The sequence below is a fragment of the Streptomyces sp. NPDC001889 genome (assembly GCF_053594535.1).
In genome coordinates, this window is the sequence record NZ_JBSFER010000003.1 from 143274 (window position 1) to 169309 (window position 26036).

At 73.0% G+C, this 26036-nt stretch carries 24 protein-coding genes and 1 pseudogene; 13 read left to right on the forward strand and 12 right to left on the reverse strand.

What is annotated here, in order from left to right:
- Nucleotides 1-81: 81 nt before the first annotated feature.
- The 3 genes from ACWCRA_RS04120 to ACWCRA_RS04130 all read left to right on the forward strand — a co-directional run bounded on the left by ACWCRA_RS04120 (nucleotide 82) and on the right by ACWCRA_RS04130 (nucleotide 3500).
- On the forward strand, nucleotides 82-1392 hold the full coding sequence (locus tag ACWCRA_RS04120) for a serine hydroxymethyltransferase (RefSeq protein ID WP_351555231.1): 1311 nt from the start codon (nucleotides 82-84) through the stop codon (nucleotides 1390-1392).
- Nucleotides 1393-1686: 294 nt separating this feature from the next.
- On the forward strand, nucleotides 1687-2700 hold the full coding sequence (trpS, locus tag ACWCRA_RS04125) for a tryptophan--tRNA ligase (protein WP_451066814.1): 1014 nt from the start codon (nucleotides 1687-1689) through the stop codon (nucleotides 2698-2700).
- A 215-nt stretch (nucleotides 2701-2915) separates the two neighbouring features.
- A complete protein-coding gene (locus ACWCRA_RS04130) occupies nucleotides 2916-3500 on the forward strand; it encodes a 2'-5' RNA ligase family protein (protein ID WP_351555227.1) in 585 nt (194 codons plus the stop codon).
- 5 nt (nucleotides 3501-3505) lie between these two features.
- Here the strand turns inward: ACWCRA_RS04130 and ACWCRA_RS04135 are convergent, their stop codons facing one another.
- From ACWCRA_RS04135 to ACWCRA_RS04145, 3 genes are all read right to left on the reverse strand, one after another.
- Nucleotides 3506-4261: a decaprenylphospho-beta-D-erythro-pentofuranosid-2-ulose 2-reductase gene (locus ACWCRA_RS04135; protein WP_351555224.1), complete on the reverse strand. Its 756-nt coding sequence runs from the start codon at nucleotides 4259-4261 to the stop codon at nucleotides 3506-3508.
- A 40-nt stretch (nucleotides 4262-4301) separates the two neighbouring features.
- Nucleotides 4302-5711, reverse strand: coding sequence for an FAD-binding protein (locus tag ACWCRA_RS04140; protein WP_351555221.1), 1410 nt, complete (start codon nucleotides 5709-5711; stop codon nucleotides 4302-4304).
- 82 nt (nucleotides 5712-5793) lie between these two features.
- Nucleotides 5794-6255, reverse strand: a complete 462-nt coding sequence (locus tag ACWCRA_RS04145) for a hypothetical protein (RefSeq protein ID WP_451066882.1) — start codon at nucleotides 6253-6255, stop codon at nucleotides 5794-5796.
- Nucleotides 6256-6511: 256 nt separating this feature from the next.
- Between ACWCRA_RS04145 and ACWCRA_RS04150 the strand changes: the two are divergent.
- The 3 genes and pseudogenes from ACWCRA_RS04150 to ACWCRA_RS04160 all read left to right on the forward strand — a co-directional run.
- Nucleotides 6512-6805 (forward strand): annotated as a pseudogene (locus ACWCRA_RS04150) (phosphatase PAP2 family protein); the annotation flags it as partial.
- 659 nt (nucleotides 6806-7464) lie between these two features.
- Nucleotides 7465-8427 carry a decaprenyl-phosphate phosphoribosyltransferase gene (locus tag ACWCRA_RS04155; RefSeq protein ID WP_451066815.1) on the forward strand — a complete coding sequence of 321 codons (963 nt, stop codon included), beginning with the start codon at nucleotides 7465-7467 and terminating at the stop codon, nucleotides 8425-8427.
- A gap of 73 nt (nucleotides 8428-8500) precedes the next feature.
- Nucleotides 8501-9439, forward strand: coding sequence for a YihY/virulence factor BrkB family protein (locus ACWCRA_RS04160; protein ID WP_351555215.1), 939 nt, complete (start codon nucleotides 8501-8503; stop codon nucleotides 9437-9439).
- A gap of 91 nt (nucleotides 9440-9530) precedes the next feature.
- On the opposite strand, the gene ACWCRA_RS04165 is transcribed toward ACWCRA_RS04160, so the two are convergent.
- Nucleotides 9531-11021 carry a D-alanyl-D-alanine carboxypeptidase gene (locus ACWCRA_RS04165; RefSeq protein WP_351555214.1) on the reverse strand — a complete coding sequence of 497 codons (1491 nt, stop codon included), beginning with the start codon at nucleotides 11019-11021 and terminating at the stop codon, nucleotides 9531-9533.
- Between ACWCRA_RS04165 and ACWCRA_RS04170 the strand changes: the two genes are divergently transcribed.
- Both ACWCRA_RS04170 and ACWCRA_RS04175 read left to right on the forward strand, forming a co-directional pair.
- The gene (locus ACWCRA_RS04170; RefSeq protein ID WP_451066816.1) at nucleotides 10960-11202 is read left to right on the forward strand and encodes an SCO4848 family membrane protein; all 243 of its coding nucleotides are present in this window, start codon (nucleotides 10960-10962) and stop codon (nucleotides 11200-11202) included. The genes ACWCRA_RS04165 and ACWCRA_RS04170 overlap by 62 nt on opposite strands.
- A gap of 11 nt (nucleotides 11203-11213) precedes the next feature.
- The gene (locus tag ACWCRA_RS04175) at nucleotides 11214-12869 is read left to right on the forward strand and encodes a metallophosphoesterase (protein ID WP_451066817.1); all 1656 of its coding nucleotides are present in this window, start codon (nucleotides 11214-11216) and stop codon (nucleotides 12867-12869) included.
- 75 nt (nucleotides 12870-12944) lie between these two features.
- On the opposite strand, the gene ACWCRA_RS04180 is transcribed toward ACWCRA_RS04175, so the two are convergent.
- From ACWCRA_RS04180 to ACWCRA_RS04190, 3 genes are read right to left on the reverse strand one after another with little or no spacing between them, the layout of a single operon-like run.
- Nucleotides 12945-13754 carry a TetR/AcrR family transcriptional regulator gene (locus ACWCRA_RS04180; RefSeq protein ID WP_351555209.1) on the reverse strand — a complete coding sequence of 270 codons (810 nt, stop codon included), beginning with the start codon at nucleotides 13752-13754 and terminating at the stop codon, nucleotides 12945-12947.
- Between the two features lie 11 nt (nucleotides 13755-13765).
- Nucleotides 13766-14293 carry a thiol-disulfide oxidoreductase DCC family protein gene (locus ACWCRA_RS04185; RefSeq protein WP_451066818.1) on the reverse strand — a complete coding sequence of 176 codons (528 nt, stop codon included), beginning with the start codon at nucleotides 14291-14293 and terminating at the stop codon, nucleotides 13766-13768.
- A 4-nt stretch (nucleotides 14294-14297) separates the two neighbouring features.
- Complete coding sequence (locus ACWCRA_RS04190) at nucleotides 14298-14714, reverse strand: hypothetical protein (RefSeq protein WP_351555203.1); 417 nt, start codon at nucleotides 14712-14714, stop codon at nucleotides 14298-14300.
- A gap of 134 nt (nucleotides 14715-14848) precedes the next feature.
- Between ACWCRA_RS04190 and ACWCRA_RS04195 the strand changes: the two genes are divergently transcribed.
- Entirely contained in the window at nucleotides 14849-16144 is a 1296-nt protein-coding gene (locus ACWCRA_RS04195; protein ID WP_351555201.1) for an alpha/beta fold hydrolase, read from the forward strand.
- A 20-nt stretch (nucleotides 16145-16164) separates the two neighbouring features.
- Here the strand turns inward: ACWCRA_RS04195 and ACWCRA_RS04200 are convergent, their stop codons facing one another.
- The 5 genes from ACWCRA_RS04200 to sdhC form a co-directional block, all read right to left on the reverse strand.
- A complete protein-coding gene (locus ACWCRA_RS04200; protein WP_351555198.1) occupies nucleotides 16165-16686 on the reverse strand; it encodes a hypothetical protein in 522 nt (173 codons plus the stop codon).
- Between the two features lie 171 nt (nucleotides 16687-16857).
- Nucleotides 16858-17616, reverse strand: a complete 759-nt coding sequence (locus ACWCRA_RS04205; RefSeq protein WP_351555195.1) for a succinate dehydrogenase iron-sulfur subunit — start codon at nucleotides 17614-17616, stop codon at nucleotides 16858-16860.
- A complete protein-coding gene (gene sdhA / locus ACWCRA_RS04210; RefSeq protein ID WP_351555192.1) occupies nucleotides 17616-19370 on the reverse strand; it encodes a succinate dehydrogenase flavoprotein subunit in 1755 nt (584 codons plus the stop codon). The genes ACWCRA_RS04205 and sdhA overlap by 1 nt, the downstream gene beginning before the upstream one ends.
- 19 nt (nucleotides 19371-19389) lie before the next feature.
- Nucleotides 19390-19866, reverse strand: a complete 477-nt coding sequence (locus ACWCRA_RS04215) for a succinate dehydrogenase hydrophobic membrane anchor subunit (RefSeq protein WP_351555189.1) — start codon at nucleotides 19864-19866, stop codon at nucleotides 19390-19392.
- An 8-nt stretch (nucleotides 19867-19874) separates the two neighbouring features.
- The gene (gene sdhC / locus ACWCRA_RS04220) at nucleotides 19875-20255 is read right to left on the reverse strand and encodes a succinate dehydrogenase, cytochrome b556 subunit (protein ID WP_351555186.1); all 381 of its coding nucleotides are present in this window, start codon (nucleotides 20253-20255) and stop codon (nucleotides 19875-19877) included.
- A 541-nt stretch (nucleotides 20256-20796) separates the two neighbouring features.
- Here sdhC and ACWCRA_RS04225 point away from each other — a divergent pair.
- From ACWCRA_RS04225 to ACWCRA_RS04240, 4 genes are all read left to right on the forward strand, one after another.
- Nucleotides 20797-22437, forward strand: coding sequence for a beta-N-acetylhexosaminidase (locus tag ACWCRA_RS04225; protein ID WP_451066819.1), 1641 nt, complete (start codon nucleotides 20797-20799; stop codon nucleotides 22435-22437).
- Nucleotides 22438-22826: 389 nt separating this feature from the next.
- Nucleotides 22827-23426 carry a hypothetical protein gene (locus tag ACWCRA_RS04230; RefSeq protein ID WP_451066820.1) on the forward strand — a complete coding sequence of 200 codons (600 nt, stop codon included), beginning with the start codon at nucleotides 22827-22829 and terminating at the stop codon, nucleotides 23424-23426.
- Nucleotides 23427-23888: 462 nt separating this feature from the next.
- Complete coding sequence (locus ACWCRA_RS04235) at nucleotides 23889-24668, forward strand: RNA polymerase sigma factor (protein ID WP_351555174.1); 780 nt, start codon at nucleotides 23889-23891, stop codon at nucleotides 24666-24668.
- On the forward strand, nucleotides 24668-25762 hold the full coding sequence (locus ACWCRA_RS04240; RefSeq protein ID WP_451066821.1) for a hypothetical protein: 1095 nt from the start codon (nucleotides 24668-24670) through the stop codon (nucleotides 25760-25762). The genes ACWCRA_RS04235 and ACWCRA_RS04240 overlap by 1 nt, the downstream gene beginning before the upstream one ends.
- The last annotated feature ends 274 nt before the right edge of the window (nucleotides 25763-26036 follow it).

Sequence of the window (26036 nt, forward strand, 5' to 3'; positions counted from 1 at the left end):
GCCGCCCGCCTCCGCGCACGACCGGAGGACCGCACGGGCACGCCCCGGGGTTCCCGTCGTCTCACGGATACGGAGGACACCATGAGCACTCTTCCCCATCCCGCACCCGCCGCCCCTTCCGCCCGCCCGGCCCCCGCCGCCCACCCCGCGCTGCTCGCCGCCGACCCGGAGCTGGCCGCGCTCGTCGGCGCCGAGGAGCGGCTCCAGGCCGAGACCCTGCGCCTGATCCCCAGCGAGAACTATGTCTCCAGCGCCGTCCTGGAGGCCTCCGGCACGGTCCTCCAGAACAAGTACAGCGAGGGCTACCCCGGCCGCCGCTACTACGAGGGCCAGCAGAACATCGATCTGGTCGAGCGGCTCGCCGTCGACCGCGCCAAGGCCCTCTTCGGCGCCGAGCACGTCAATGTGCAGCCCTACTCCGGCTCCCCGGCCAATCTCGCCGTCTACCTCGCCTTCGCCGAGCCGGGCGACACGGTGCTCGGCATGGCCCTGCCCATGGGCGGCCACCTCACCCACGGCTGGGGCGTCTCGGCCACCGGCACCTGGTTCCGGGGCGTGCGGTACGGGGTGCGCCGGGACACCGGGCTCATCGACTTCGACGAGGTCCGCGCCGTGGCCATCGCCGAACGCCCGAAGATCATCTTCTGTGGTGGCACCGCCCTGCCCCGGACCATCGACTTCGCCGCCTTCGCGGAGATCGCCCGCGAGACCGGGGCCGTCCTGGCGGCCGATGTCGCCCATCTCGCCGGACTGATCGCCGGCGGCGCCCACCCCTCGCCGGTGCCGCACGCCGATGTGATCTCCACAACCACCCACAAGACCCTGCGCGGCCCGCGCGGCGCGATGCTGATGTCCCGCGCGGAGCACGCGCGCGCCATCGACCGGGCCGTCTTCCCCGGCCTCCAGGGCGGCCCCCACAACCAGACGACCGCCGGGATCGCGGTGGCCCTGCACGAGGCGGCCCAGCCCTCCTTCCGCGCGTACGCCCACGCGGTCGTCGCCAACGCCCGGGCGCTCGCCGACGCCCTGCTCGCCCGGGGCCTCGACCTGGTCTCCGGCGGCACCGACAACCATCTGATCCTCATCGACCTCACCGCCCGGGAGATCCCCGGCAAGACCGCCGCCAAGGCCCTGGACCGGGCCGGGATCGTCGTCAACCACAACACCGTCCCCTACGACACCAGAAAGCCCTTCGACCCGTCCGGCATCCGGATCGGCACCCCCTCCCTCACCTCGCGCGGGCTCACCACCGCGCACATGCCCGCCGTCGCCGACTGGATCGACCGGGGCGTGCGGGCAGCCGGCGCGGGCGACGAGGAGGCGCTCACCGCGATCCGGGGCGAGGTCGCCGAGCTGATGGCCGCGTACCCGGCCCCCGGGCTGCCCCGCTAGGGAGTTTCTTTCGGGTCGGGCCGGATCGGTGAGCGGGGTCCGGTGCCGTGGATCGCGAGGCGGAGGAGGGAGCCCACGCGGAGCGTCGGCGACCGACGACAACGCGGCGAGGCGCGGTGCCGGGGCTCGCGAGCCCGGCACGATCCGAAAGAGACGACCCAGCCGGAGCGGACCCCGGGCCCGCCCCGTCCGGCGCCGCCCGCCGCCCCGTCCGGCGGAGCCCTCGGGGGCCCGCCGGGCGGGGCCGTCCACCGGAGAACCGGACCCCGCCGGGCACCTGAGACAATGACCGGCATGGCCCAAGACCGACCCCGCGCCCTGTCCGGCATCCAGCCCACCGCCGGCTCGTTCCACCTCGGGAACTACCTCGGAGCGATCCGCCAGTACGTGGCGCTGCAGGAGACCCACGACGCGTTCTACATGGTCGTGGACCTGCACGCGATCACCGTGCCGCAGGACCCGGCCGAGCTGCGGGCCAACACCCGCCTCGCCGCCGCCCAGCTCCTCGCCGCCGGTCTCGATCCCGACCGCTGCACCCTCTTCGTCCAGAGCCATGTCCCCGAGCACGCCCAGCTCGGCTGGATCATGAACTGCCTGGCCGGCTTCGGCGAGGCCTCGCGGATGACGCAGTTCAAGGACAAGTCCGCCAGGCAGGGCGCCGACCGGGCCACCGTCGGGCTCTTCACCTACCCGATCCTCCAGGTCGCGGACATCCTCCTCTACCAGGCGGACTCCGTCCCGGTCGGTGAGGACCAGCGCCAGCACATCGAGCTGACCCGGGACCTCGCCGAGCGGTTCAACACCCGCTTCGGCGACACCTTCACCATCCCGGCGCCGCACATCGTCAAGGAGGTCGCCAAGATCTACGACCTCCAGGACCCGGCGATCAAGATGAGCAAGTCGGCCTCCACGCCCAAGGGCCTGGTCAATCTGCTGGACGAGCCGAGGACGACGGCGAAGAAGGTCAGGAGCGCCGTCACCGACACCGACACGGTGATCCGCTTCGACCCCGTGGAGAAGCCCGGGGTCAGCAATCTGCTCACCATCTACTCCACCCTCACCGGCACCACGGTCGCCGCGCTGGAGAAGGAGTACGAGGGGAAGATGTACGGCGCCCTGAAGACCGACCTCGCCGAGGTGATGGTGGAGTTCGTCACGCCGTTCCGCGCCCGGACCCAGGAGTATCTGGACGATCCGGCGGCGCTGGACACCGTACTGGCCAAGGGCGCGGAGAAGGCCCGCGCGGTCGCGGCCCGGACCCTGGCCACGGCCTTCGACCGGGTGGGCTTCCTCCCCGCCAGGCCCTGACCGGCCGCCGCCGGGACCCGGCCCCGGGCGCGTCGCCGAGGGGTCCGCGGGGCCGAGCCCTCCAGTATGGGGCCCGCCGGCCCCGCCCCGCTGTGGCCAACGCCTCTGGCCACACACGCCGTCCAGCCGCCACACTGGCGGCTGTACACCACCCGTTGTGACGGGGCGGCCGTCCGCTGGGCCGGCCGCCCACCCGAAGTGCGAAGGAGAACGACGTGGGGACCGTAACGCTCGGCGTTTCGATCGCGGTCCCGGAGCCCTACGGCAGCCTGCTCCAGGAGCGGCGCGCGAGCTTCGGAGATCCGGCCGCGCACGGCATTCCCACCCATGTCACCCTGCTGCCGCCGACCGAGGCCGATCCCGCGCTGCTGCCCGCCGTCGAGGCGCATCTCGCGGAGGTCGCCCGCGCGGTCCAGCCGTTCCCGATGCGGCTGAGCGGGACCGGGACCTTCCGGCCCGTGTCACCGGTGGTCTTCGTCCAGATCGTGGAGGGCGCCGCCGCCTGCTCCTGGCTCCAGAAGCGGGTCCGGGACGCCTCCGGGCCGCTGGTGCGCGAGCTCCAGTTCTCGTACCACCCGCATGTCACCGTCGCCCACGGCATCGCCGAGGAGGCCATGGACCGCGCCTACGCGGAGCTGGCCGACTTCGAGGCGGCCTGGACCTGCGCCTCCTTCGCGCTGTACGAGCAGGGCGCGGACAGCGTCTGGCGCAAGCTCAACTCCTACCCCTTCGGGGGCGCGGCCGGGTCCGTGCCCGCGCAGGGCTCCCCGGTGGACGAACCCGCGCCCCGCACCTCGTAGCACCGCTACACCGGCAGCCGGCGGAAGAGCGGGCGCGGCACATGCCGCAGCGCCGACATCACCACCCGCAGCACCCCCGGCACCCAGACCGTCTCCGAACGGCGCCGCAGCCCCCGTTCCACGGCGGCGGCGACCTCGTCGGGGGTGGTGGCGAGCGGCGCGTCGGGCAGATGCGAGGTCATCGCGGTGCGGACGAAACCGGGGCGCACGACCATCACATGGACCCCCGTCCCGTACAGCGCGTCCCCCAGCCCCTGGGTGAACGCGTCCAGTCCGGCCTTGCTGGAGCCGTAGATGAAGTTGGTCCGGCGGGCCCGCTCCCCGGCGACGGACGAGAGCACCACCAGGGAGCCGTGCCCCTGGTTCTGGAGGGCGGCGGCACAGACAAGACCGGAGGAGACGGCCCCGGTGTAGTTGGTCTGCGCCACCCGGACGGCCGCCGGCGGGTCGCCCTCGTCGCTCGCCTGATCGCCCAGCACCCCGAAGGCGAGCAGCACCATGTCGGTGTCGCCCTCGGCGAAGACCTTGCCCAGGACCTCCTCGTGGGAGTCCGGGTCCAGCGCGTCGAAGGCGACGGTGCGGACCTCGGCGCCGAGGCCGCGCAGCCCGTCGGCGGCCGAGTCGAGCGCGGGCGACGGCCGCCCGGCCAGCCGGACGGTGCGGCAGCGCCGGGCGATCAGCCGGCGGGCGACGGCGAGCCCGATCTCCGATGTGCCGCCGAGGACGAGCAGGGACTGCGGGGTGCCGAAGGCGTCCTTCATGACTGCTCCAGAGGTGCGTGTACGTCGGTGGGGCGCGGGTTCAGAGCCCGAGCCGGCGGGAGAGGTCCGAGGCGAAGACCCCGCGCGGGTCCAGCCGGGACCGCAGGGCGCGGAACTCCGGGAGCCGGGGGTACATCCCGGCGAGCAGCTCCGGGCGCAGCCGGGAGTCCTTGGCGAGATAGACCCGGCCGCCCGCCGCCGCGACCTCCTCGTCCAGCTCGTCGAGGAACTCCCCGAGACCGTCGAGCCCGGCGGGGATGTCCAGCGCCAGCGTCCAGCCGGGCACCGGGAAGGAGAGCCACCCGGGGTCGGCCTCGCCGAACCGCTTGAGGACGGCGAGGAAGGAGGGGCAGCCGCGCCGGGCGATCCGCCGGACGATCCGGCGCAGCGTCTCCTCCCGGCCGTGGCCGACCACGAACTGGTACTGGACGAACCCCTCCCGGCCGTAGATCCGGTTCCAGTGCGGCACGGCGTCCAGGGGGTGGAAGAAGGCGGTCAGCGGCTGGAGCCTGCCGGTGCGCGAGCGGGGGGCCCTGCGATACCAGAACTCGTTGAACAGGGCGACCGTGGTGCGGGTGAGCAGCCCTGCCGGTACGAGGTCGGGGGGTGCGGGCAGCCGCCCCGGGCGGAAGGCGAGCGGTGCGCGCCGGGCGCGCTCCGGCAGCGCGTCCAGCGGCGCGTGCTCGCCCCGGGTCAGGACCGCCCGGCCCAGCGCCCGGCCGCGCGCCAGCAGATCGATCCAGGCGACCGAGTAGCGGTAGCGGTGGTCGGTGGCGGCGAGCCTGGCCATCAGGTCGTCGAGGTCCGTGGCCCGTTCGGTGTCGACGGACATCAGCGAGGTCTCCACCCGGTGCAGCCGGAGGGTCGCCGAGAGGATCACCCCGGTCAGGCCCATGCCGCCGGTGGTGGCGTCGAAGAGGTCGGTGCCGGGGGTCACGGTGCGGATCGCGCCGTCGGCGGTGAGCAGTTCGAGCGAGCCGACATGGCGGGAGAAGGCGCCGCTGACGTGGTGGTTCTTGCCGTGGATGTCCGCGCCGACCGCGCCGCCGACGGTGACCTGCCGGGTGCCGGGGGTCACCGGGACGAACCAGCCGAGCGGCAGCAGGACCTCCATCAGCCGGTGGAGGCTGACGCCGGCGTCGCAGACGACCGTGCCCGCCTCGGTGTCGACGGCGTGGACGCGGCGCAGACCGGTCATGTCGAGGACCGTGCCGCCCGCGTTCTGCGCCGCGTCCCCGTACGCCCGGCCGAGCCCCCGGGCGATGCCGCCGCGCGCGCCCCACTCCCGTACCGCCGTGGCGGCCTCGTCGGGGGAGCGGGGGCGGAGCACGGAGGCGGTGGTGGGGGAGGTACGGCCCCAGCCGCTGACGGAGACAAAGGGGTCAGGGGGGTGGGCGAGGTCGGCCGCTGCTGGCTCCGCGACGGCGGACCGGGGGGTCTCGGCAGGCATGGGGAAGACCGTATAGCCGGTTATGCCCACATTTTTGGAGTACTGGATGGACTCGCCGAAATGGGTGATTAAACGAGTGTCATCAAAGAATGGCCTGAGTTGTCGGGTGGGCGCCCAGAAGAGTCGACCGGAGGAGTCGTCCGGGGCCGACCGGGGCCGGGTGGAGCCCCCGGGGCCGGGTGGAGAGCCGGAGCACCGGGCCCGGGCTCATGAGGAAGAAGGGGTGGCGCATGGGATACGCCGACTGCGCGGCGGCCGACAGGGCGGTGCTCGTGGTGCTGCGCGACTGCGGCAGCCGCCCGGGGATCGCCCCGGCGGCCCGGGCGCTCTCCTTCGCGGGGGAGCACGCCGCCCTCTGGCTCGCCGGGGGCCTGACCGCCGCCGCGGCGGACGCCGCCCGCCGCCCGGCCTGGCTCCGCGCCACCGCCCTGGTGGCCGGGGCCCATCTGGCGAGCCTCGGGGTGAAGTACACCGTCCGCCGCAGGAGACCGGGGCCGCTCTCCCCGGCCGCCGCCGTCCCCGGCGGCCCGGCTCCCCGGCTCACCGGCGCCGGACCGGCCGCCGCCGGCCGGCCCGCCCCCGATCCGTCCCCGGCTCCGGCCGCTCGGCGGGTTCCGGCCGGGGCCGGGGGCGGGCCGTCCGGCGGGGTCCCGGGAGGGGGCGATCCGGGGGAGCCGCTTCCGTACGGGGCATCCGGCCGCACCCGGGCACCCGGCGGGAGCGGAACGGGGCCGGGTCCGGCCGGGGACGGCGGCGGCCGGGGGGAGCGGCCCCGGCCGCCGGGCGGCCACGCGGCCGGCCGCCCGGGCCCGGCTCCCGGTGCCCTTCCGGGGCCCGTGGGACGGGAACTCCGCCGGCCCCTGGTGGGGACGGCCGGGCCGTACGCGTTTCCCAGTTCGCACGCGACATCCGCCGCGGCGGCGGTGGTCGCCTTCGGGGCGCTCTTCCCGGCGGGGGAGAGGGTGGTGGTGCCGCTGGCGGCGGCCATGTGCGTGTCGCGGCTCGTGGCCGGGGTGCACTACCCGTCCGATGTCGTGGCGGGCGCCGCGCTCGGCGGAGCCGTCGCACGGCTCGGGGCCCGGTGGGTGAAGGGAGCGCTCCGCCCCGGGAGCGGGAGCGGGGGCGGGGGCGGGGGCGCCGGCGGGGTCCCGGGTGCCTGGAGCACCGTGCGTCCCGGAAGCGCCCGGGGTTGGGGTTGGTCGGGCTCCCGGGGCTTCTCCGCCGCGTCGGGCGTCCTGGGCTCGTCGGGTGTCCTGGGTTTCCTGGCCTCGTCGGCCTCGTCGGCCTCGTCGGCCTCGTCGGCCTCGTCGGCCTCGTCGGGCTTCCCTGGTTCCTCGGGCTCGTCGGGTGTCCGGGGCTTCCGGGGCTCGTCGGGTCTTCCTGGCCTCCTGGGCTTCCCGGGTTTCCCTGACTCCTCAGGCTTTCCTGGCCTCCGCCGCTTCCCAGGCTTCCCAGGTTCCTCAGGCCTCCCGGGCTCGTTGGGTGTCCGGGGTGTCTGGGGCGTCCGGGGCTCGTCGGGCTCCTCGGGTTTCCCTGGAGTCCGGCGCTTCCTGAGCCTCCCTGACTCCTCAGGCTTCCCTGACTCCTCAGGCTTCCCGGGCTTCCGGGTTTCCCGGGTTTCCCCGGGCTCGGCGGGCTCCTCGGGCTTCCCAGGTTCCTCAGGCCTCCCGGGCTCGTCCGGCTTCCCTGGTCTCCGGCGCCTCCCCGGTCTCCCGGGCTCCCTCCGTTCATGGATCTCCGGGAAGGGAGCCCCGTGACCGAGCCCGGCACCGTGCTGCTGGAGCGGCCCGAGCGTCCCGGGCGGCGCGCACGCAGGCCCGTCCCGACCCGTGCCCGGAGCCTCCCCCGCGGTCTGCTCAGCACCGCCCGGCCCCGCCAGTGGGTCAAGAACACCCTCGTCGCCGCCGCCCCCGCCGCCGCCGGGGAGCTGGAATCCCTCCACAACGCGGGCCGCCTCGCGATCGTCTTCCTGCTCTTCACGGCCGCCGCGGCGGCCGTCTACCTCGTCAACGACGCCCGCGACGCCGAGGCCGACCGCGCCCACCCGGTGAAGTGCCGCCGCCCCGTCGCCGCCGGCGAGGTTCCCGTCCCCGTCGCCCACGCCGCCGCCGCCCTGCTCGCCGCGGTCGCCGTCGGCGGGGCCGCCACCCTGTGCGGCGCCATGACCGGCGCCCTGCTCACCGCGTACCTCTCCATGCAGCTCGCCTACTGCATCTGGCTCAAACACGTCCTCGTGGTCGACATGGCCGTCGTCACCACCGGCTTTCTGCTCCGCGCGATGATCGGCGGTGTCGCGCTCGGCATCCCGCTCTCCCGCTGGTTCCTCATCACCACCGGCTTCGGCGCGCTCTTCATGGTCGCCGCGAAGCGCTACTCCGAGGCCGTCCAGATGGCGGGCGGCAAGGGCGCGACCCGGGCCCTGCTCACCGAGTACACCACCGGCTATCTGCGCTTCGTCTGGCAGCTCGCCGCCGGGGTCGCCGTCCTCGCCTACTGCCTCTGGGCCCTGGAGAGCGGTGGCGCCGACGACCGGTCCCTGCTGCCCTGGCGGCAGCTCTCGATGATCGCCTTCATCCTGGCCGTGCTGCGGTACGCCGTCTTCGCGGACCGCGGCACCGCGGGCGCCCCCGAGGACGTGGTGCTGCGCGACCGGGCGCTGGCCGTCATCGGCCTGGTGTGGGCGGCGATGTACGCACTCGCCGTCGCCGGTCTCTGAGCGGCCCCGGTGACCTGTGGCGCCGCGGAACCCGGGTGGCACAAACCGGGCCCGGCAGGGTAGGCGTACCGGCATGGACTGGTTGACAAGGCTCCCGCTCATCGGCCCCTGGCTCGCCCGGCTGATGCGCACCCACGCCTGGCGCTCGTACGAAACGCTGGAGCGGGTGCACTGGGCCCGGCTCGCCGCCGCCATCACCTTCCTGAGCTTTCTCGCCCTCTTCCCGCTGATCACCGTGGCGGCGGCGGCCGGCGCCGCCCTGCTGAGCGATGACGCGCTGCACCGGCTGGAGAGCCGGATCAGCGACCAGGTCCCGGGGATCTCCGACCAGCTCGACATCGGCTCGCTGGTCGCCAACGCCGGTACGGTCGGACTGGTCGCGGGCGCCCTGCTGCTCCTCACCGGCATCGGCTGGGTCGGCTCGATACGGGAGTGCCTGCGGGCGGTGTGGGGCCTCGACGGTGTGGACGAGGGAAATCCGCTGGTCCGCAAGGCCAAGGACGCGGGGGTGCTGCTCGGCCTCGGCGCCACCGCGCTCGCCTCGCTGGCCGCGTCGGCGCTCGGCTCATCGGCGGTCGGCTGGGGCGCCGACCGGCTCGGGATCGACCGGGGCGGTGCCGAGGGGGTGCTGCTGTCGGCGGCGGCCATCGCCATCGCCGTCGTCGCCGACTTCCTGCTCCTGCTCTATCTGCTGACCCTGCTCCCCGGGGTGCATCCGCCGCGCCGCCGTCTGGTGGTCGCCGGACTGATCGGCGCGATCGGGTTCGAGCTGTTGAAGCTGCTGCTCAGCGGCTATATGCAGGGGGTCGCGTCCAAGAGCATGTACGGGGCCTTCGGTGTGCCGGTGGCCCTGCTGCTGTGGATGAACTTCACGGCGAAGCTGCTGCTGTTCTGTGCCGCGTGGACGGCCACCGGCAAGGCGCCGGTGTCCGGCGAGGAGGAGGCGGGGGCCGCTCCCGGGGGCGGGAGCACCCCCGTGGAGGGCGCTCCCGCCCCCACCGGGGCGGCGTGAGCGGTGCCGGGCACCACCGGACCGGTGCGGCCGGTGCGGCCGGTGTCCGCGGTGCTCGCAGTGCTCGCGTTGCTCGCGGTGTTCCCGGTGCTCAGCCGCGCCGGGAGGGCCAGCGCCGGTTGACCACGAAGACCGCCGCCGCCAGCGCGATCAGCGCCCCGCCGGCGATGGCGAGCGCTGTCCCCACACCGCTGGAGGACTCCTCGCCGGAGGCGGTGGCGACCGTCCGCGCCGGTGCGTCGCCGTCGTCCTTCGCCGGTCCCGCCTTGCCGGTGTCCTCGCTGGGCGCGGCGCTGGTGGCGGTGGTGGGCGCCGACCTCGGCGCGACCAGCTCGCCCACCGGGACGACCTTCCCCGTGGCGGCGAAGCCCCAGTCCAGCAGGTCGGCCGCCTCCTGGTAGACGGCGTTGCCCCCGCCGGAGTCCGGGTTCATGACGGTCACCAGCAGCACCTTCCCGTTCCGCTCGGCGACCCCGGTGAAGGTCGCGCCCGCGTGGGTGGTGTTGCCGTTCTTGATGCCCGCGATGCCCTTGTAGGGGGCGATGCCGTAGTCGCCGGTGAGCAGCCGGTTGGTGTTCTGGATCTCGAAGGTCTCCCGCTTGCCGCCGTCCGTCCCGCCGGGGAAGTCGGCGCTGACGGTGGAGGCGTACTCGCGGAAGTCCTTCTTCTGCATCCCGCTGCGGGCGATGAGGGTGAGGTCGTACGCGGACGAGACCTGGCCGGCCGCGTCGTAGCCGTCCGGCGAGACGACCTGGGTGTCGAGGGCCTGGAGCTCCTCGGCGTGGGCCTGCATGTCCTCGACGGTCCTGTCGATGCCGCCGTTCATCGCGGAGAGCACATGGACCGCGTCGTTGCCGGAACGCAGAAAGACCCCGAGCCACAGATCGTGGACCGAGTAGCTCAGATCCTCCTTCACCCCGACCAGGCTGCTCCCGGGGCCGACGTTCTCCAGCTCCTCCGATGACACCTTGTGGGTGGTGGCCTTGGGCAGCTTCGGCAGCAGGGTGTCCGCGAAGAGCATCTTCATCGTGGAGGCCGGGGGGAGCCGCCAGTGGGCGTTGTGCGCGGCCAGCACATCGCCGTTCTCGGCGTCGGCGACGATCCAGGAGCGCCCGCTCAGATCCTTGGGCAGCACGGGTGCCCCCGCGCCGAGACTGACCTGGGTGCCCGCCTTGCCAAGCAGGGAGCCGCCGACGGTGGACATGGCCGCGGGGGGATTCGGGTGCCCCGGCTTCTTCGGCTTGTCCGGCCGCTTCCGCTTCTCACTGCTGCCCGCCTTCCCCTTCGGCTTGTCGTCGTGGGTGTCCGCCGAGGCGGGCACGGCGAGGAGGAGGGGGAGGAGCGAGGCGGCGGTGACCGTCAGCAGCGATCGCTTCACGGTCTTCTTCAGGGCGGGCACGGACGTGAAAGTACAGGGAAAAAGAGAAAATATGCTTGTCGGGTCGGTGACTCGCCGGGGAGGCCGCCGGGACAGCCCACCCCGGAAGCCCCGGTCCGGGGCCGCCCCGGATACTGGGTCCATGAAGCTCAGCCGCCCCGTGTCCTGGTTCCTGCTCGCCTTCGGGGTGTGGAGCTGGTTCATCTGGGTCACTTTCGTCAAAAACCTGTGGCAGGACGGCAGCGGGCTCGCGTTCGACGACGCCGGCGACCCGACGGCGTACTTCTGGGTCCACCTGCTGCTCGCCCTTACGTCCCTGCTGCTGGGGACGGTCGTCGGAGTCATCGGGTTGCGCGGGGTCCGCGCCTTGCGGCGCGAAGGATAGGGGAGCTTCCTGTGATGGTCGTCGTCCTGCTGGTCATGGTCGCCGTGATCGCCGTCCTCGCGGGGGCGCACTGGTATGTGTGGCGGAGACTCGTCCATGACACGACGCGCGGCGGAGGGGCGGCGCGCCGGGCGGGCACGGTGGCGATTCTCATCCTGCCGGTGCTCTCCATCGGGGCCCTGGTGTCGGGGCGGGCGGGTTTCCCGTTCCGGGTACAGCAGATTCTCGCCTGGCCGGGCTTTCTGTGGCTGGTGGTACTGCTCTATCTGGTGCTGTGGCTGGGGGTGGGGGAGGTGGTACGGGCGCTCTGGCTGCGCCGCGACCGCCGCCGCCCGGCAGCCCCGGCCGCTTCCGGCGACGGGGCCCGCCGCCCCCCGGCGCGACCCGCCGACTCCGTATCGACCCCCGGGTCCTCCGCCGGACCGGAGTCCGGGCCGGCGTCGCCTTCCGGGCCTGAGACCTCCGCCGGACCCGCGTCCGCGCCGGCGTCGCCTTCCGGACCCGCGCCCTCCTCCGGGTCCTCCGTGTCGGAGCCCGTGCCCGCGTCCTCTGCCGGGCCTGCGTCCGTGCCGGCGTCGCCCTCCGGGCCCGCGCCCTCCTCCGGGTCCTCCGGACCCGCGCCCGCGCCCGTGTCCGCGTCGGCTTCCGGGCCCGCGTCCGAATCCGCGCCCGGGCCCGTCCTGGCCGGGACCACCGACCCGACCGCACCCGCACCCACTTCCACTCCCACTCCCGCCCCCGCCAATTCCCTCCCCACCTGCCTCGACACCCCCTCCGCCGGCGGCTCGGCCGAGGTCAAGGCCGAGGCGTCCCCCGGGGCGCCCGATGCCGGGCGCGCCCTCTCCCGGCGGCTGTTCGTCTCCCGGGCGGTGGGCGCGGGAGCCGCGGCGGCGGCGCTGGCCACGGTCGGCCACGGTACGCACAGCGTGCTGCGCGGCCCCCGGATCAAGCGGGTCACCGTCCCGCTGGCCAAGCTCCCGCGCTCGGCCCACGGCCTCCGGATCGCCGTCGTCAGCGATATCCATCTGGGGCCCATCCTCGGCCGCGGCCACACCCGGCGGATCGTCGACACCATCAACTCCGCCCAGCCCGATCTCGTCGCGATCGTCGGCGACATGGTCGACGGCACCGTCGCCGACCTCGGGACCGCCGCCGAACCACTGCGCGGGCTCCGGGCGCGGCACGGCTCCTTCTTCGTCACCGGGAACCACGAGTACTACTCCGGCGCGGACGAGTGGGTCGACCATGTGCGGGAGCTGGGGCTCCGACCGCTGGAGAACGAGCGCGTGGAGATCGCCGGCGGCTTCGACCTCGCCGGAGTGAACGACATCGAGGGCGAGAACACCGGCCAGGGACCCGACTTCGTCCGGGCGCTCGGCGACCGGGACCGCTCCCGGGCCTCGGTGCTCCTCGCCCATCAGCCCGTGGTCATCCACGACGCCGTCGACCACGGGGTGGATCTCCAGCTCTCCGGCCACACCCACGGCGGCCAGCTCTGGCCCGGCAACCACCTCGCCGCCCTGGCCAACCCCACCGTCGCCGGCCTGGAGCGGTACGGCGACACCCAGCTCTACGTCAGCCGGGGCGCGGGTGCCTGGGGCCCGCCCGTGCGGGTCGGTGCCTCGTCGGACATCACCATCGTCCAGCTCGCCTCCCGCCAGGCCTGACGGCCCGACCCGGGAATCCGGGACCTCCCGGCCGCCCGACGGCGGCCCGGCGCCCCTCCCGGTGCCCCCGGGGGATCACTCCGCCTCCGGCTTCGTCTCCCGCTCCCCGGCCCCGGCGGTCTTCCTCCGGGCCCTGACCCCGGCGCGCGCGCCGGTCCGGCCCCCGGCACCGGTGGTCCGCCGCGACGCGACCGACTCCGCCATCCCGGGCAGCAGATCCGTCAGCAGCTCGTGCACATCGTGGACCAGGGGCCGCAGCACCCGGAACCGGGCGAGGACTATCCCCCGGGCGGTGAGCCGGGCGCCCTGCGCCGCGAGCTTCCGGCTGCGCTCACGGCCCTCCGAGCGGTCGAAGACCCAGTAGAGGACCAGACCCATCTGGGAGAGCCACATCAGCTCCGGCAGGGCGCCGGCCAGTTCGGCGGGCACCTTGGTCCGCGTCCCCGCCAGGACCTGCCGGTGGACCGCGATGGCCTCCTCGCGGGCGGGCTCCGACTCCTGCGAGAAGGGGCTGAGCGGACTCTCGGGATCGGCCGCGTTCTTGAAGAACTGCGCCGCGAACTCGTGGTACGGCTCGGCGATGTCGAGCCAGGCGAGCATCACCCCGGCGAGCCGCGCCTCCAGCGCGGTCTCCGCCTCCAGCACGGGCCGGACCGCCGCCCGGTGCTCGGCGGCGATCCGGTCGTAGAAGCCCTGGATGAGGTGTTCCTTGGAGGAGAAGTAGTAGTACGCGTTCCCCACCGAGACACCGGCCTCCTTGGCGATGGCCCGCATCGTGGTCTTGTCGTAACCGTGCTCCTGGAACAGCCGCAGGGCCGTTTCGAGGATGAGCGTGCGGGTCTGCTCGCTCTTCGGGGCGTTCTTGGGGGCCGGCGCGTCTGTCACGGTGTCCGAGCCTAACGGGGGATCGCGCACCGGTCGTCGCAGGGAGCGGCGGCCCCGCTCCCGGCCCCCGCCACATCGCCCGGCCCGGCGCGGACGCCGGCCCCGGCCCCGGCTCCGCCCACCGGGCCCGGTCCGGAACCGGACAGCTCGCGGTACTTCGCCGCGGCGAGCATGGTGACCCGGACGAAGGGCGCTCCGGCGGGGGTGGCCAGCCAGTGGGCCTTGGGCCGGTGCTCGGCGAGCGCCCACAGACACACCACCCAGGCGGCGGCCCCGCTGTAGACCTGGCCCCGGTCGCCGATGACGGTGATCTCCCGCAGTGTCCGGCTGTGGTCGAGTCCGGGGTAGCGCCGCCGGGCCTGCTCGGACCCGGCGGCCACCAGCGTCAGCGGCACCAGTTGGCGCTGGCGCCCGAGCCAGTGCCGCAGATGGACGCAGAGCGAGCAGCCGGCGTCGTAGAGGACGGTCAGCCGGCGGACCGGGAGACGTCCGTGGGGGCCGTGCGCGCCGGGGGTGCCGTGGATCTGCCGCGCGGTCATGGCGTCACGCTCCGGCCGGGCCGCCGGCGGGCGCGGTCCACCCCTGCGCCGGTACGGGAGGCACCATCTCGCGCTCCATCACACCGCGCCGGCGGATCTTGTTGAGGACGTAGACGTTGCACAGGTGCATCACGCCGAGCACCAGCAGGACGACACCGAGCTTCACCGAGAGCGCGTCGAAGAGTCCCCGGGTGTCCTCGACGGTCTTGGAGACCCGGAGATAGAGAGCGACGAACCCGAGGTTCACCAGATAGAAGCCGACGACCAGGAGATGGTTCACGGCGTCGGCGAGCCGCTCGTTCCCGTGCATCACATCGGCGAGGAAGATCCTGCCGTTGCGGCTGAGAGTGCGGGCCACCCAGACCGTCAGGGCCACGCTGATCAGCAGATAGACGATGTACCCGACCACATTGAGGTCCATGCCCCACGCTCCTTGAACGCGTTCAAAAAGGCTGTCGACGATGACAGTAGACCTCTTTTTGAACATGTTCAAGACGAGAGGCGGGGGCGGAAATCCGGAGGCGGCGGAGGACGGGACGACCTACCCTCGGCCCGGTGACGCTTACTCATGACCTGGCAGGCTCGGGCCCCGTGGCCGTACTGCTGCACTCCACCGTCTGCGACCGCAGGATGTGGGACCCCCAGCTCCCCGCCCTGACCGAGGCCGGACTGCGCGTGGTGCGCCCCGACTTCCGGGGGTACGGCGAGACGCCCGCGGCGACCGCCCCGTACACCGACGCCGGCGATGTGCTCGCGCTGCTGAACACCCTCGGCATCGAGCGCGCCGCGCTGGTCGGCTCCTCCTACGGCGGCCGGGTCGCCCTGGAGATCGCGGCCCGCGAACCGGACCGGGTGACCGCGCTCGCCCTGCTCTGCCCGGGCCTCCCCGACCAGGGCGAGAGCCCCCGACTCGCCGCGTTCGACGAGGCGGAGACCGCGCTCTTCGAGGCCGGCGACCTGGAGCGGGCCGCTGCGCTCAACGCGGAGACCTGGCTCGGCCCGGAGGCCGGCGAGGCGACCCGGGAGGCGGTACGGCGCATGCAACTGCACGCCTTCCGGGTGCAGTCGGCGGCGGCCGAGGAGTACGGCGGGGACACCGACTTCGACGTATCGGCGCTCACGGCGGTCCGCGCGCCCGCCCTGGTCCTCTCCGGCGCCCACGACCTGCCGGACTTCCGCGCCACGGCGGCCCGGCTGCCCCGGCTACTGCCGCGCGCCCGCCACCGCGAGCTGCCCTGGGCGGGGCATCTGCCCGGTCTGGAGCGCCCGGCGGAGATCAACGGGGCGCTGACGGAGTTCCTCACCGAACACGCCCGCCCCTGTATGAGCGCCCGGGACGTCCATCTGCTGCTCGACCTCTTCGCCGGCGCGGGCGTCCGGGTGTGGGTCGACGGCGGCTGGGGGGTGGACGCGCTCCTCGGCGAGCAGACCCGTCCCCACCAGGATCTCGACATCGCCGTCGACCGGCTGGACTTCGCCCGGCTCCGCGCGGCGCTGACGGACGCGGGCTTCACCCACGTACTCCACGACGGCCCCTTCAACGAGGTCCTCGCCGACCCCGGGGGCCGCCATGTCGACATCCACCAGGTGGACTTCGCCACCACCCGCCGCGACGGGGCGGGCACCGAGATCCACGGCCCCCTCGGGCTCGCGTACCCCGTGGGCTCGCTCACCGCGACCGGCACCGTCCTCGGCCGCACGGTCGACTGCATGTCGGCCGCTTCCCAGATCGCGAGCCACACGGGGTACGCCATCGACGAGGACGACCTGCGCGATGTCCTCGCCCTCCACCGCCGCTTCGGGCTCCCGTTGCTGCCCGCGCACGAGGAGTTCCTCTCCCGCGCGGGGTGAACGGGCCCGGGGCGGTGCCGCTACATGCTGCTGATCGACCGGGCGTAGCCGATCTGGCCCATGATCTGCTGGAAGACATAGGGGTTGTGGGCCGGAATCATCGTGGCGTGGTGCCGCCCGTCGTTGGTGACGGTGACCTGGACGAAGCCCGTGGTCGACTTCTCCTTGATCAGCAGGAAGAGCAGGCCGAGACCGCACGCGCCGAAGAAGAGGACCGCCAGCACGATGGCGTACACCGGGATCTTCTCCTCCGTCCTGGAGAGATCCGTCGCGTTCCAGACCGCGCCCCGCAGCGCGAGGGACCCGGCCGGTGTGATGATCGAGTCACCCACCACCGTGATGTCCCCGATCGCCACCAGCGGCGCCCCGCCCATTCCCATGGGCACGGTCGCCCCGACGGCCGGCACCGGCGCGTACCCCGGATGCTGCGGCGGATGGACGTACCCCGGCGGTGTCTCCTGCGGATACCCGTAGGCCGGCTGGTCCGGCCCCCACTGGTACTCCGGCTCCCCGTCGGACCGGTACGGATTCGGTTCGGTCATCGTCGTGTTCCCCGCTTCCACCACGTTCACATCGAATGTCCCACCGATCCTGCCAGGTCCGCCCCGGCCCGGTGAACCCCGTACGCCATCCCGCGGCGAAAGGCGCCCGCCGAACGCGCCAGGGCCCCGCTCCCATCCCGGAGCGGGGCCCTGGCGCGCGTGCGGACGCCGTCAGAAGCGGCGGGTGATCAGGGCCCGCTTGACCTCCTGGATGGCCTTGGTGACCTCGATGCCGCGCGGGCACGCGTCCGTGCAGTTGAACGTCGTGCGGCAGCGCCACACACCGTCCTTGTCGTTCAGGATCTCCAGCCGCTGCTCGCCGGCCTCGTCGCGCGAGTCGAAGATGAAGCGGTGGGCGTTGACGATCGCCGCCGGGCCGAAGTACTGGCCGTCGTTCCAGAACACGGGGCACGAGGTGGTGCACGCCGCGCACAGGATGCACTTGGTGGTGTCGTCGAAGCGCTCGCGGTCCTCGGCGGACTGGAGGCGCTCGCGGGTCGGCTCGTTCCCCTTGGTGACCAGGAACGGCATCACGTCGCGGTAGGCCTGGAAGAACGGCTCCATGTCCACGACCAGGTCCTTCAGGACCGTGAGGCCCTTGATGGGCTCGACCGTGATGGGCTTCTCCGGGTTGATGTCCTTGATCAGGGTCTTGCAGGCGAGCCTGTTCTTCCCGTTGATCCGCATCGCGTCGGAGCCGCAGATGCCGTGGGCGCACGAGCGGCGGAAGGTCAGGGTGCCGTCGACATCCCACTTGATCTTGTGGAGGCCGTCGAGGACCCGCTCCTTCGGGTCGATCTCGATCGGGAAGTCCTCCCAGACCGCGTGCTCCGACAGCTCCGGGTTGAAGCGCCGGATGCGGAAGGTGACCGTGATGTACGGGGAGGCGGCGGAGTCCGCCTCGGCCTTGTCCAGTACGGGGGTAGCCATCAGTACTTACGCTCCATCGGCTGGTAGCGGGTCTGGACAACCGGCTTGTAGTCGAGACGGATGGTCTCGGTGCCGTCGTCGCCGACCTCGCGGTACGCCATGGTGTGGCGCATGAAGTTGACGTCGTCGCGGTTCGGGTAGTCCTCGCGGTAGTGGCCGCCGCGGGACTCCTTGCGGGCCAGGGCCGACACGGCCATGACCTCGGCCAGGTCGAGCAGGTTGCCCAGCTCGACGGCCTCCAGCAGATCCGTGTTGAACCGCTTGCCCTTGTCCTGGATCGACACGTTCAGATAGCGGGCGCGCAGCTCGCCGATCTTCTCGACCGCGGTCTTGATCGTCTGCTCGGTGCGGAACACCATGACATTGGCGTCCATGGTCTCCTGGAGCTCACGGCGGATCTCCGCGACCCGCTCGTTGCCCGTGGAGTTCCGCAGCCGCTCGACCTGCGCCACGACCAGCGACGCCGGGTCCTCCGGGAGGTCGACGTAGTCGGCCGTCGCGGAGTACTCGGCGGCGGCGATGCCGGAGCGCTTGCCGAAGACATTGATGTCCAGCAGCGAGTTGGTGCCCAGCCGGTTGGCGCCGTGCACGGAGACACAGGCGACCTCGCCGGCGGCGTACAGACCCGGGACGACCGTGGTGTTGTCGAGGAGGACCTCGCCCTCGACATTGGTCGGGATGCCGCCCATGGCGTAGTGCGCGGTGGGCTGGATCGGGATCGGGTCCGTGTAGGGCTCGATGCCGAGGTAGGTGCGCGCGAACTCGGTGATGTCCGGGAGCTTCGCGTCCAGCTGCTCCGGCGGCAGGTGGGTGAGGTCCAGGAAGACATGGTCGCCCTCGGGGCCGCAGCCCCGGCCCTCGCGGATCTCCGTGTAGATGGAGCGGGAGACGACGTCGCGGGAGGCGAGGTCCTTCATGACGGGCGCGTACTTCTCCATGAAGCGCTCACCGTCCTTGTTGCGCAGGATGCCGCCCTCACCGCGGGCGCCCTCCGTGAGGAGGATGCCCATGCGCCAGATGCCCGTCGGGTGGAACTGGAAGAACTCCATGTCCTCCAGCGGCAGCCCGCGCCGGTAGCAGGCCGCCTGGCCGTCGCCGGTGAGGGTGTGCGCGTTGGAGGTCACCTTGAAGAACTTGCCGGTGCCGCCGGAGGCGTAGATCACGGCCTTCGCCTGGAAGACATGGATCTCGCCGGTGGCCAGCTCGTAGGCGACCACACCGGCCGACTTCTTGACCCCGTCGACCTCGGTGATCAGCTGGTCCAGGACGTAGAACTCGTTGAAGAACTCCACGCCCTCCTTGACGCAGTTCTGGTACAGCGTCTGGAGGATCATGTGACCGGTGCGGTCGGCGGCGTAGCAGGAGCGGCGGACCGGGGCCTCGCCGTGGTTGCGGGAGTGCCCGCCGAACCGGCGCTGGTCGATGGTGCCGTCCGGTGTCCGGTTGAACGGCAGGCCCATCTTCTCCAGGTCGAGGACCGCGTCGATGGCCTCCTTCGCCAGGATCTCGGCGGCGTCCTGGTCGACCAGGTAGTCACCGCCCTTGACCGTGTCGAAGGTGTGCCACTCCCAGTTGTCCTCCTCCACATTGGCGAGCGCGGCGGCCATGCCGCCCTGCGCCGCGCCCGTGTGGGAGCGGGTGGGGTAGAGCTTCGTCAGTACCGCGGTACGGCTGCGCTTGGTGGCCTCGATGGCCGCGCGCATGCCCGCGCCGCCGGCGCCGACGATGACGGTGTCGTACTTGTGGATCTTCATTGGTTCGTCAGCCCCGGCTTTAGCGGATGTTCGGGTCGAAGGTGAAGATCACCAGCGTGCCCAGCAGGATGGTGAACACCGTGGCGGTGTACAGCAGGCCCTTGAGCCACAGGCGCGTGTTCGGGCGCTCGGCGTAGTCGTTGATGACGGTACGCAGCCCGTTCGCGCCGTGCAGCATGGCGAGCCAGAGCATCAGCAGATCCCAGACCTGCCAGAACGGGGACGCCCAGCGGCCCGCGACGAACGCGAAGCCGATCTTGGAGACGCCGCCGTCCAGCACCAGCTGGATCAGCAGATGGCCGATGACCAGGACGACCAGCACCACGCCGGAGAGGCGCATGAAGAGCCAGGCGGCCATCTCGAAGTTGCCGCGGGTGGCGCGCGGGGTCTTCCCGGTGCGCTTGCGCGGGGCCTCGATGAGGGGCGCCGGGTTGTCCACGTCGTAGAGCTTCTCGCCCTCGACGGGACCGATCGCGGAAGAGGTGTCAGCAGACATGTCCGGCGTCAGCTCCCGAAGACTTCGCGTGCGGCGTGGCCGAGGACGGGGTAGAGCGCGCCCGCCATCAGTACGACCCAGATGCCCACCACGGTCCAGAGCATCTGCTTCTGGTAGCGGGGGCCCTTGGACCAGAAGTCCACGGCGATGACGCGCAGGCCGTTGAGCGCGTGGAACAGGACTGCGGCGACGAGGCCGTACTCCAGCAGCGCGACGAGCGGTGTCTTGTAGACGGCTACGACCTTGTCGTAGTCCTCGGGGGAGACACGGACGAGTGCGGTGTCCAGGACATGGACGAACAGGAAGAAGAAGATGAGGACGCCGGTGACTCGATGAGCCACCCAGGACCACATTCCTTCCCGGCCGCGGTACAGCGTTCCAGCCGGCACGGAAGACCCTCCGGGAGCGGGGATTAGGGCCTGCCGGCTTGGGTTGTCGGTCTGACCCGGCCGGGTACGGTCCACCGGCCCCGGCCATCGTAGCGACGACTTGTCGGTTCGTTCGCGCCGGGTCCTCAGGTGTGATCAAACAGGCAATCAAACAGCCTCGGACGGGCTATCGAAAAGCCCCTCGCGCGCCGGATATCGCACTGGCCGCGCCGCCGGGCGGGCCGGCCGGGCCCGGGCCTGCCCGCCCGGTCCCTCCGCCGCCGCGGCGCGCTCACGACCGGTCTCCCGGCCGGATACGGCCGCCCCCGCGGCGCCGGTGCCGGGCCGCTCGCCCTCCCCGGGCGCGTGGCGCCCGGCGCCGCTCGGCTTGCGGGACGGCCGGGCCCGGTGAGGCTGGAGGGATGGACGGGTCGCATGGCAGCGGCGTGGGCGAGTGGCGGTCCGATGGATGCGCGATCTTCACCCGAACGGGAGATCCCCATGAATTGATGGGCGGTATGGGGCGATTCATCGGCATTCTTACCAATCTGGAGGTATTCGAGTGATACGGCACTCTTCTGGCGCTCGTCTCGCGGTCACGGCGCTCGCCGCGACCGCCGCGCTGTCCCTCTCGCTGAGCGGTTGCTCCGCCGGAGGCTCGGGCGAGTCGGGCGGATCGCCCGATTCCGGTCGTACGGAAGCGGGTGGCCGCGACCGGATACCCGGGACGGACGCCACCAGCCCGTCACCCTCCCGGACGTATCCCCTCTCCTCGGCGCCCGCGACCATCCCCGCCGTACGGACCCATGAGCCGGCCCGGGGCCCGGGCTGGCGGCCGGGGCCGGGCGCCGGGGTCGTGGTCGCCGAGGGCGCCGAGAGGCTCGACGACGAGGCCAGACTGCTCGCCGGGGAGCTGAGGATCGCCTTCCGGGGGGCGGTGCCGGCCCGCGCGGGCGATGTGGAACTGGCGCTCGCCCCGGCCGCCCCCGGCGGCGCCAAGGCCGACCCGGAGTCGTACACCCTGGTCACCTCCGGCGGCCGGGTGCGGATATCGGGCCCCGCCGAGGCCGGGGTCTTCTACGGCACCCGCACCCTCAAACAGGCGGTGCGCTCCGGCGGGGCGATGCCCGAGGGAACGGTGCGGGACGCGCCGGACCGGCCGCAGCGCGGACTGATGGTCGACATCGCCCGCAAGAGCTTCAGCGCCGGCTGGATCGAGGACCGGGTGCGGGAGATGGCCGATCTCAAGCTCAACCAGCTGGGCCTGCACTTCTCGGACGACCAGGGCTTCCGGATCGCCTCGGACACCCACCCGCGGATCGTCTCCCGCGAACATCTGACCAAGGCCCAGGTCCGGCGGATTCTGAAGCTGGCCGCCTCGCTCCACATCACCGTCATCCCCGAGATCGACTCCCCGGGCCATCTCGGCGCGGTGCTCGCCCAGTACCCCGAGCTGAAGCTGAAGGACACGGCGGGCCGGGTCGTGCCCGGCGCGATCGACATCGGGAACCCCGCGTCGGGCCGGCTGGTGGACGGGCTGCTGAAGGAGTACGCCGAGCTGTTCGACGGCGCCTACTGGAACCTCGGCGGCGACGAGTACCAGGCGCTCACCCGGCGGGACCCGGAGGCGTCCTTCCCCTCCCTCGCCGCCCTCGCCCGCGAGGAGTACGGACCCGAGGGCCGCATCCAGGACCTGGCGAGCGCCTGGGTGAACGACCGCGCCGCGGTGCTGCGCCCGGACGGCCGCACGCTCCAGGCGTGGAACGACGGCTACTTCCGGGGCGGCCGGGTCGGTGTCGACCAGGACATCCAGGTCCAGTACTGGACGGGCAAGGAGATCGGCGCGCGCCCGCCGCTGGAGTATCTGGACGAGGGCCGGCCGGTGATCAATCTCAACGACGAGTACCTCTACTACGTCCTCGGCGAGCCCAACGAGTTCACCTATCCGACCGGGCAGCGGATCTACGAGCAGTGGACCCCGCTGGTGCTGCGCGGCACCCGGCCGGTGCCGGAGAAGTACTCGGACCAGATCCTGGGCGCCCGGTTCGCCATCTGGTGCGACCTGGCCCAGGCGCAGACCCCGGAACGGATCGCCGAGGGCATCGCGCTGCCGCTGGCGGCGACGGCCCAGAAAGTCTGGGACCCGCGCACCCCGGAGCGGGGCTGGCCGGAGTTCCGCGCCCTGGCCGGGCAGCTGGACTGAGCGCCCGCTGCCTGCCGCCGGCTGCCCGCTTTCCGCTGCCGGTCGCCTGCCGCCGGTTGCCCGCCGCCCGGTCCGGGGCAGGGGGGCGCGGTGCGAGTCCGCCCGGGGGTGTGCGGACTCGCACCGCTGGTCCCGGAGGTCCGGCGGGGGCGCGGGGGCGCTCCTCGGCCGGCTCCGAGTGGGCAGAATGTAACAGATATGTGGCGCAAATGTGTGTGGTTAGCACGCACTTGATGGATTAAGGCGCAGGGCGGGCAACTCCCCCCAGCTCCGTGGAACCCATGGCGGCCGGGGTGCGGAAGGGGGTACTTTGCGCCAAGCGGCCCGAAAACCGCGCCGCTGGACGCGTCCTCCGGATTCTGCGGGCGCGTACGGGAGGGGAGGCGTCCATGACGTCGAAGAGGTCCAAGAGTCTGAGGGAACTGATCGCCGCGGCGGACGAGCGGGGTCTGGCGGCGAGCGGTGTGGCCTGTCTGGAGCGCTGTCTGCCTCCGCTGGAGGACGGGTCCGGCGCGCTGGCACCCCTGTGGACCGGCCTGGCGAAGGGCACGGACGGCTGGTCCGGTTCGCTGGCCCGGTGCAGGGAGGCGATGGCGGACGCGGACACGGACACCGGGGACGAGGCCGTCGCCCTTGTCCAGCAGATGCTGGACGCGGCGCCCGCCGCGTGGGAGACGGGCCCCTTGCGCGAGTGGGCCGACGACTGCTCGGTCGCGGCCCTCGAACTCCACCACCGGCTCGACGCGGGCCCCGGCGAGACGGAGCCGTCCGCCGCCGCCGTCGTCGAGGTGCTCAAGGGCTGCCGCGAGGGCGAGCCCACCGGGGCCGGTCCGCTGGTCACGGGCGAGCTGCGGCGCCAGCTGCGGGTGCTGGAGATCCTCGCCGCGGGGGAGGGCGGGGCGGGGCTCCGCCAGGTGCTGCGGGTCTCGACCGAGGGGCAGCGGGTGCTGCGCGCGGTGGTGTCGCGGCGGGCCCGTGTCCAGGGCTGAGCCGGTCCGGGCCGATCCGGTCCGAGCCGATCCGGTGATCCCCCGCTGATCCGATGCCCCGGTAGGGCCGTGGGCCGGGGCGGGGTCCGCCCGGTACGGGACGTGCCGGGGGCCCGGCCCCGAGGAGCGGATCACGGCCCCGGACCGCCCAGAACCGGCCAACGCGTGGTGATCCACGGGGGCCCGGGTTTACCGGGCGCGAGCCGTGGCAGATGGAAGGACGACCGGATGCCGCCACCCCCCACAGGAGAGGCACCGGTCGTCCTTCGACGGGGTCGCGTCGCGTCCCCGTACTTCACTCAGCGCCGGGCAGGCGATTTCTGTCACACCCAACTGAGTCCTCATTTTGTTGCAAGTTGTACAAACCATGGACGCGGCGACTGGGGACGCCGTAGCGTGCAGATGCGCGCCCGGTGGCGCGAGCAGTGGTGACCAGCTGCGATTCGGAAACAGGTTGAGGTAGTGCTGGGGGACGACGCGGAGCTGACCGCCGCGGTGCTCGCGGCGCAGGGCGGGGACGAGAGCGCCTTCCGTACTGTGTACCGCGCCGTGCATCCGCGACTGCTCGGCTATGTACGGACTCTCGTGGGCGAGCCGGACGCCGAGGACGTGACATCCGAGGCATGGCTCCAGATAGCCCGCGATCTGGACCGCTTCAGCGGCGACGCGGACCGGTTCCGGGGCTGGGCCGCGCGCATAGCCCGCAACCGGGCGCTCGACCATGTGCGGATGCGGGGCCGCCGCCCCGCCGTCGGCGGCGACGAGACCGAGCTGACCGGCAGACCCGCCGCCTCGGACACCGCCGACGAGGCGATGGAGGCCCTCGCCACCGGCAGCACCATGGCGCTCATCGCCCAGCTGCCGCAGGACCAGGCCGAGGCCGTCGTGCTCCGCGTCGTGGTCGGACTCGACGCGAAGAGCGCCGCGCAGACCCTGGGCAAACGCCCCGGAGCCGTCCGCACCGCCGCCCACCGGGGGCTCAAGCGACTGGCCGAACTGCTCGGCGCGCATGCCGACTACGGCGGCGGCCAGGACCCCCGGGCGAGAGCGGAATACGTCGATCCGGTCCCGAGAGCGTACGGTGCGGACGGTGTCGGCACCGATGACAGGGGCGTGAGCGCCGGTCCCGCCGACCGTGATACGGATCTCCAGGGTGTGCCTCCGCAGCGCGTGTCACGGGCGGGTGCCACAGCGCCCGCCGGTGTGACGCATACACGGCTGAGGACGCAGAAGGACATGTGATGGCCGACGAGCGGTACGAGTGGCTTGACAAGGACACAGCGGAACGGTTGTTGCGCGGTGAACCCGTCGAAGCGCCCGAGGGCGAAGCCCGTACCCAGGCCGCTCGGCTGAACCGGGCCCTGCGCTCGGTGGACAGGCCGCGACTCCCCCTCCACCCCGAGGGCGGCGACATGCAGGGAGAGGCCGCCGCGACCGCCGCCTTCCGCAAGGCGCGGGCGGACCCGGGCCCCCGCACGGCCGGAGGGGACCACCCGGCACCGGCGGAGGGCGTGAGCCTCGGCATCGTACGGCTCACTCCGTCACCGCGTTCCCACCGCGCCCGGCGCCGGCTGCTGCGTCCGGTACGCCTCGGTCTGGTCGCCGCGGTCGCCGGATTCGCCTTCGGCGGGGTGGCGGTGGCGGCGGGTTCCGGACTGCTGCCCTCCCCGTTCGACAGGAGCCCGGCCGGAGCCGGGGTTCCCGGGGGCGAGGCCGGGTTCGCCATCGGTGAGCCGCCGTCCCCGCCGCCCCGATCGGCACCGCCCGCGTCCCCTCCCGCCGTGCCGCCGTCGGTGCCCCCGAGGGTGAACGGCGCGCCCGGCACCGAGACCCCGGCACCTTCCGGACCCGGGACCCGGCCACCGGGGGACACCGGCGACGACCGGGACCGCGACGCGGACGGTGACGGCGACGGTGACGCGGATGGTGACGGTGACGCGGACCGGGACGAGGCCGACCGGGACGGGTGGACCGGCGAGTGGGGCGAGGGCAAGCGCCACCGGCTGAAGGCCGCGTGCCGTGAACACCGGGCCGGCACCCTCGACCCCGGGCGCCAGCGGCGCCTGGAGCGGATCGCCGGGGGCCCCGACGGGGTGGACGCGTTCTGCGCCCGGATGCTCGACGACGGGAAGAACGGGAAGAAGCGGAACCCGGGCGATGACGAGGACCGGGCGGAGAAGAGCGGCCACCGGGACGACCCGAGCGACCAGGGCGGCGGGGGCGGCGGGAGCGAGGGCGGGAAGGACCGGGAGGACCGGGAGGGCAGCGGCGGCTTCGGGGCCGGGGGGCCCGGCGGGGATTCGGGGCGCGGCACCACACCGTCCGGCCTTCGATAGCCCGTGCGCACACCCTCCTGAGCAGCGATTTCCCCGTTCCTCACGGCCGGGTGTGACATTTCTGAGGGGTACGGCGCAGTAAGAAGTGAGCCGACTGGTCATCGGCGGCGCCAGAAGCCGGGGTTCCCCCCGTACCTGCGGCTGGGCGCATCGGCGCGGGCGGGACACGTTCCCCCGGTCCCGCTCGCGCCACCCCTCTCTCCGCTCCGCTCCCTCCCTGAGCCGCCGACGGCGCGCCGCGCGGGGTGTGGGGCGTCCAGGTCCCCGCGGACGC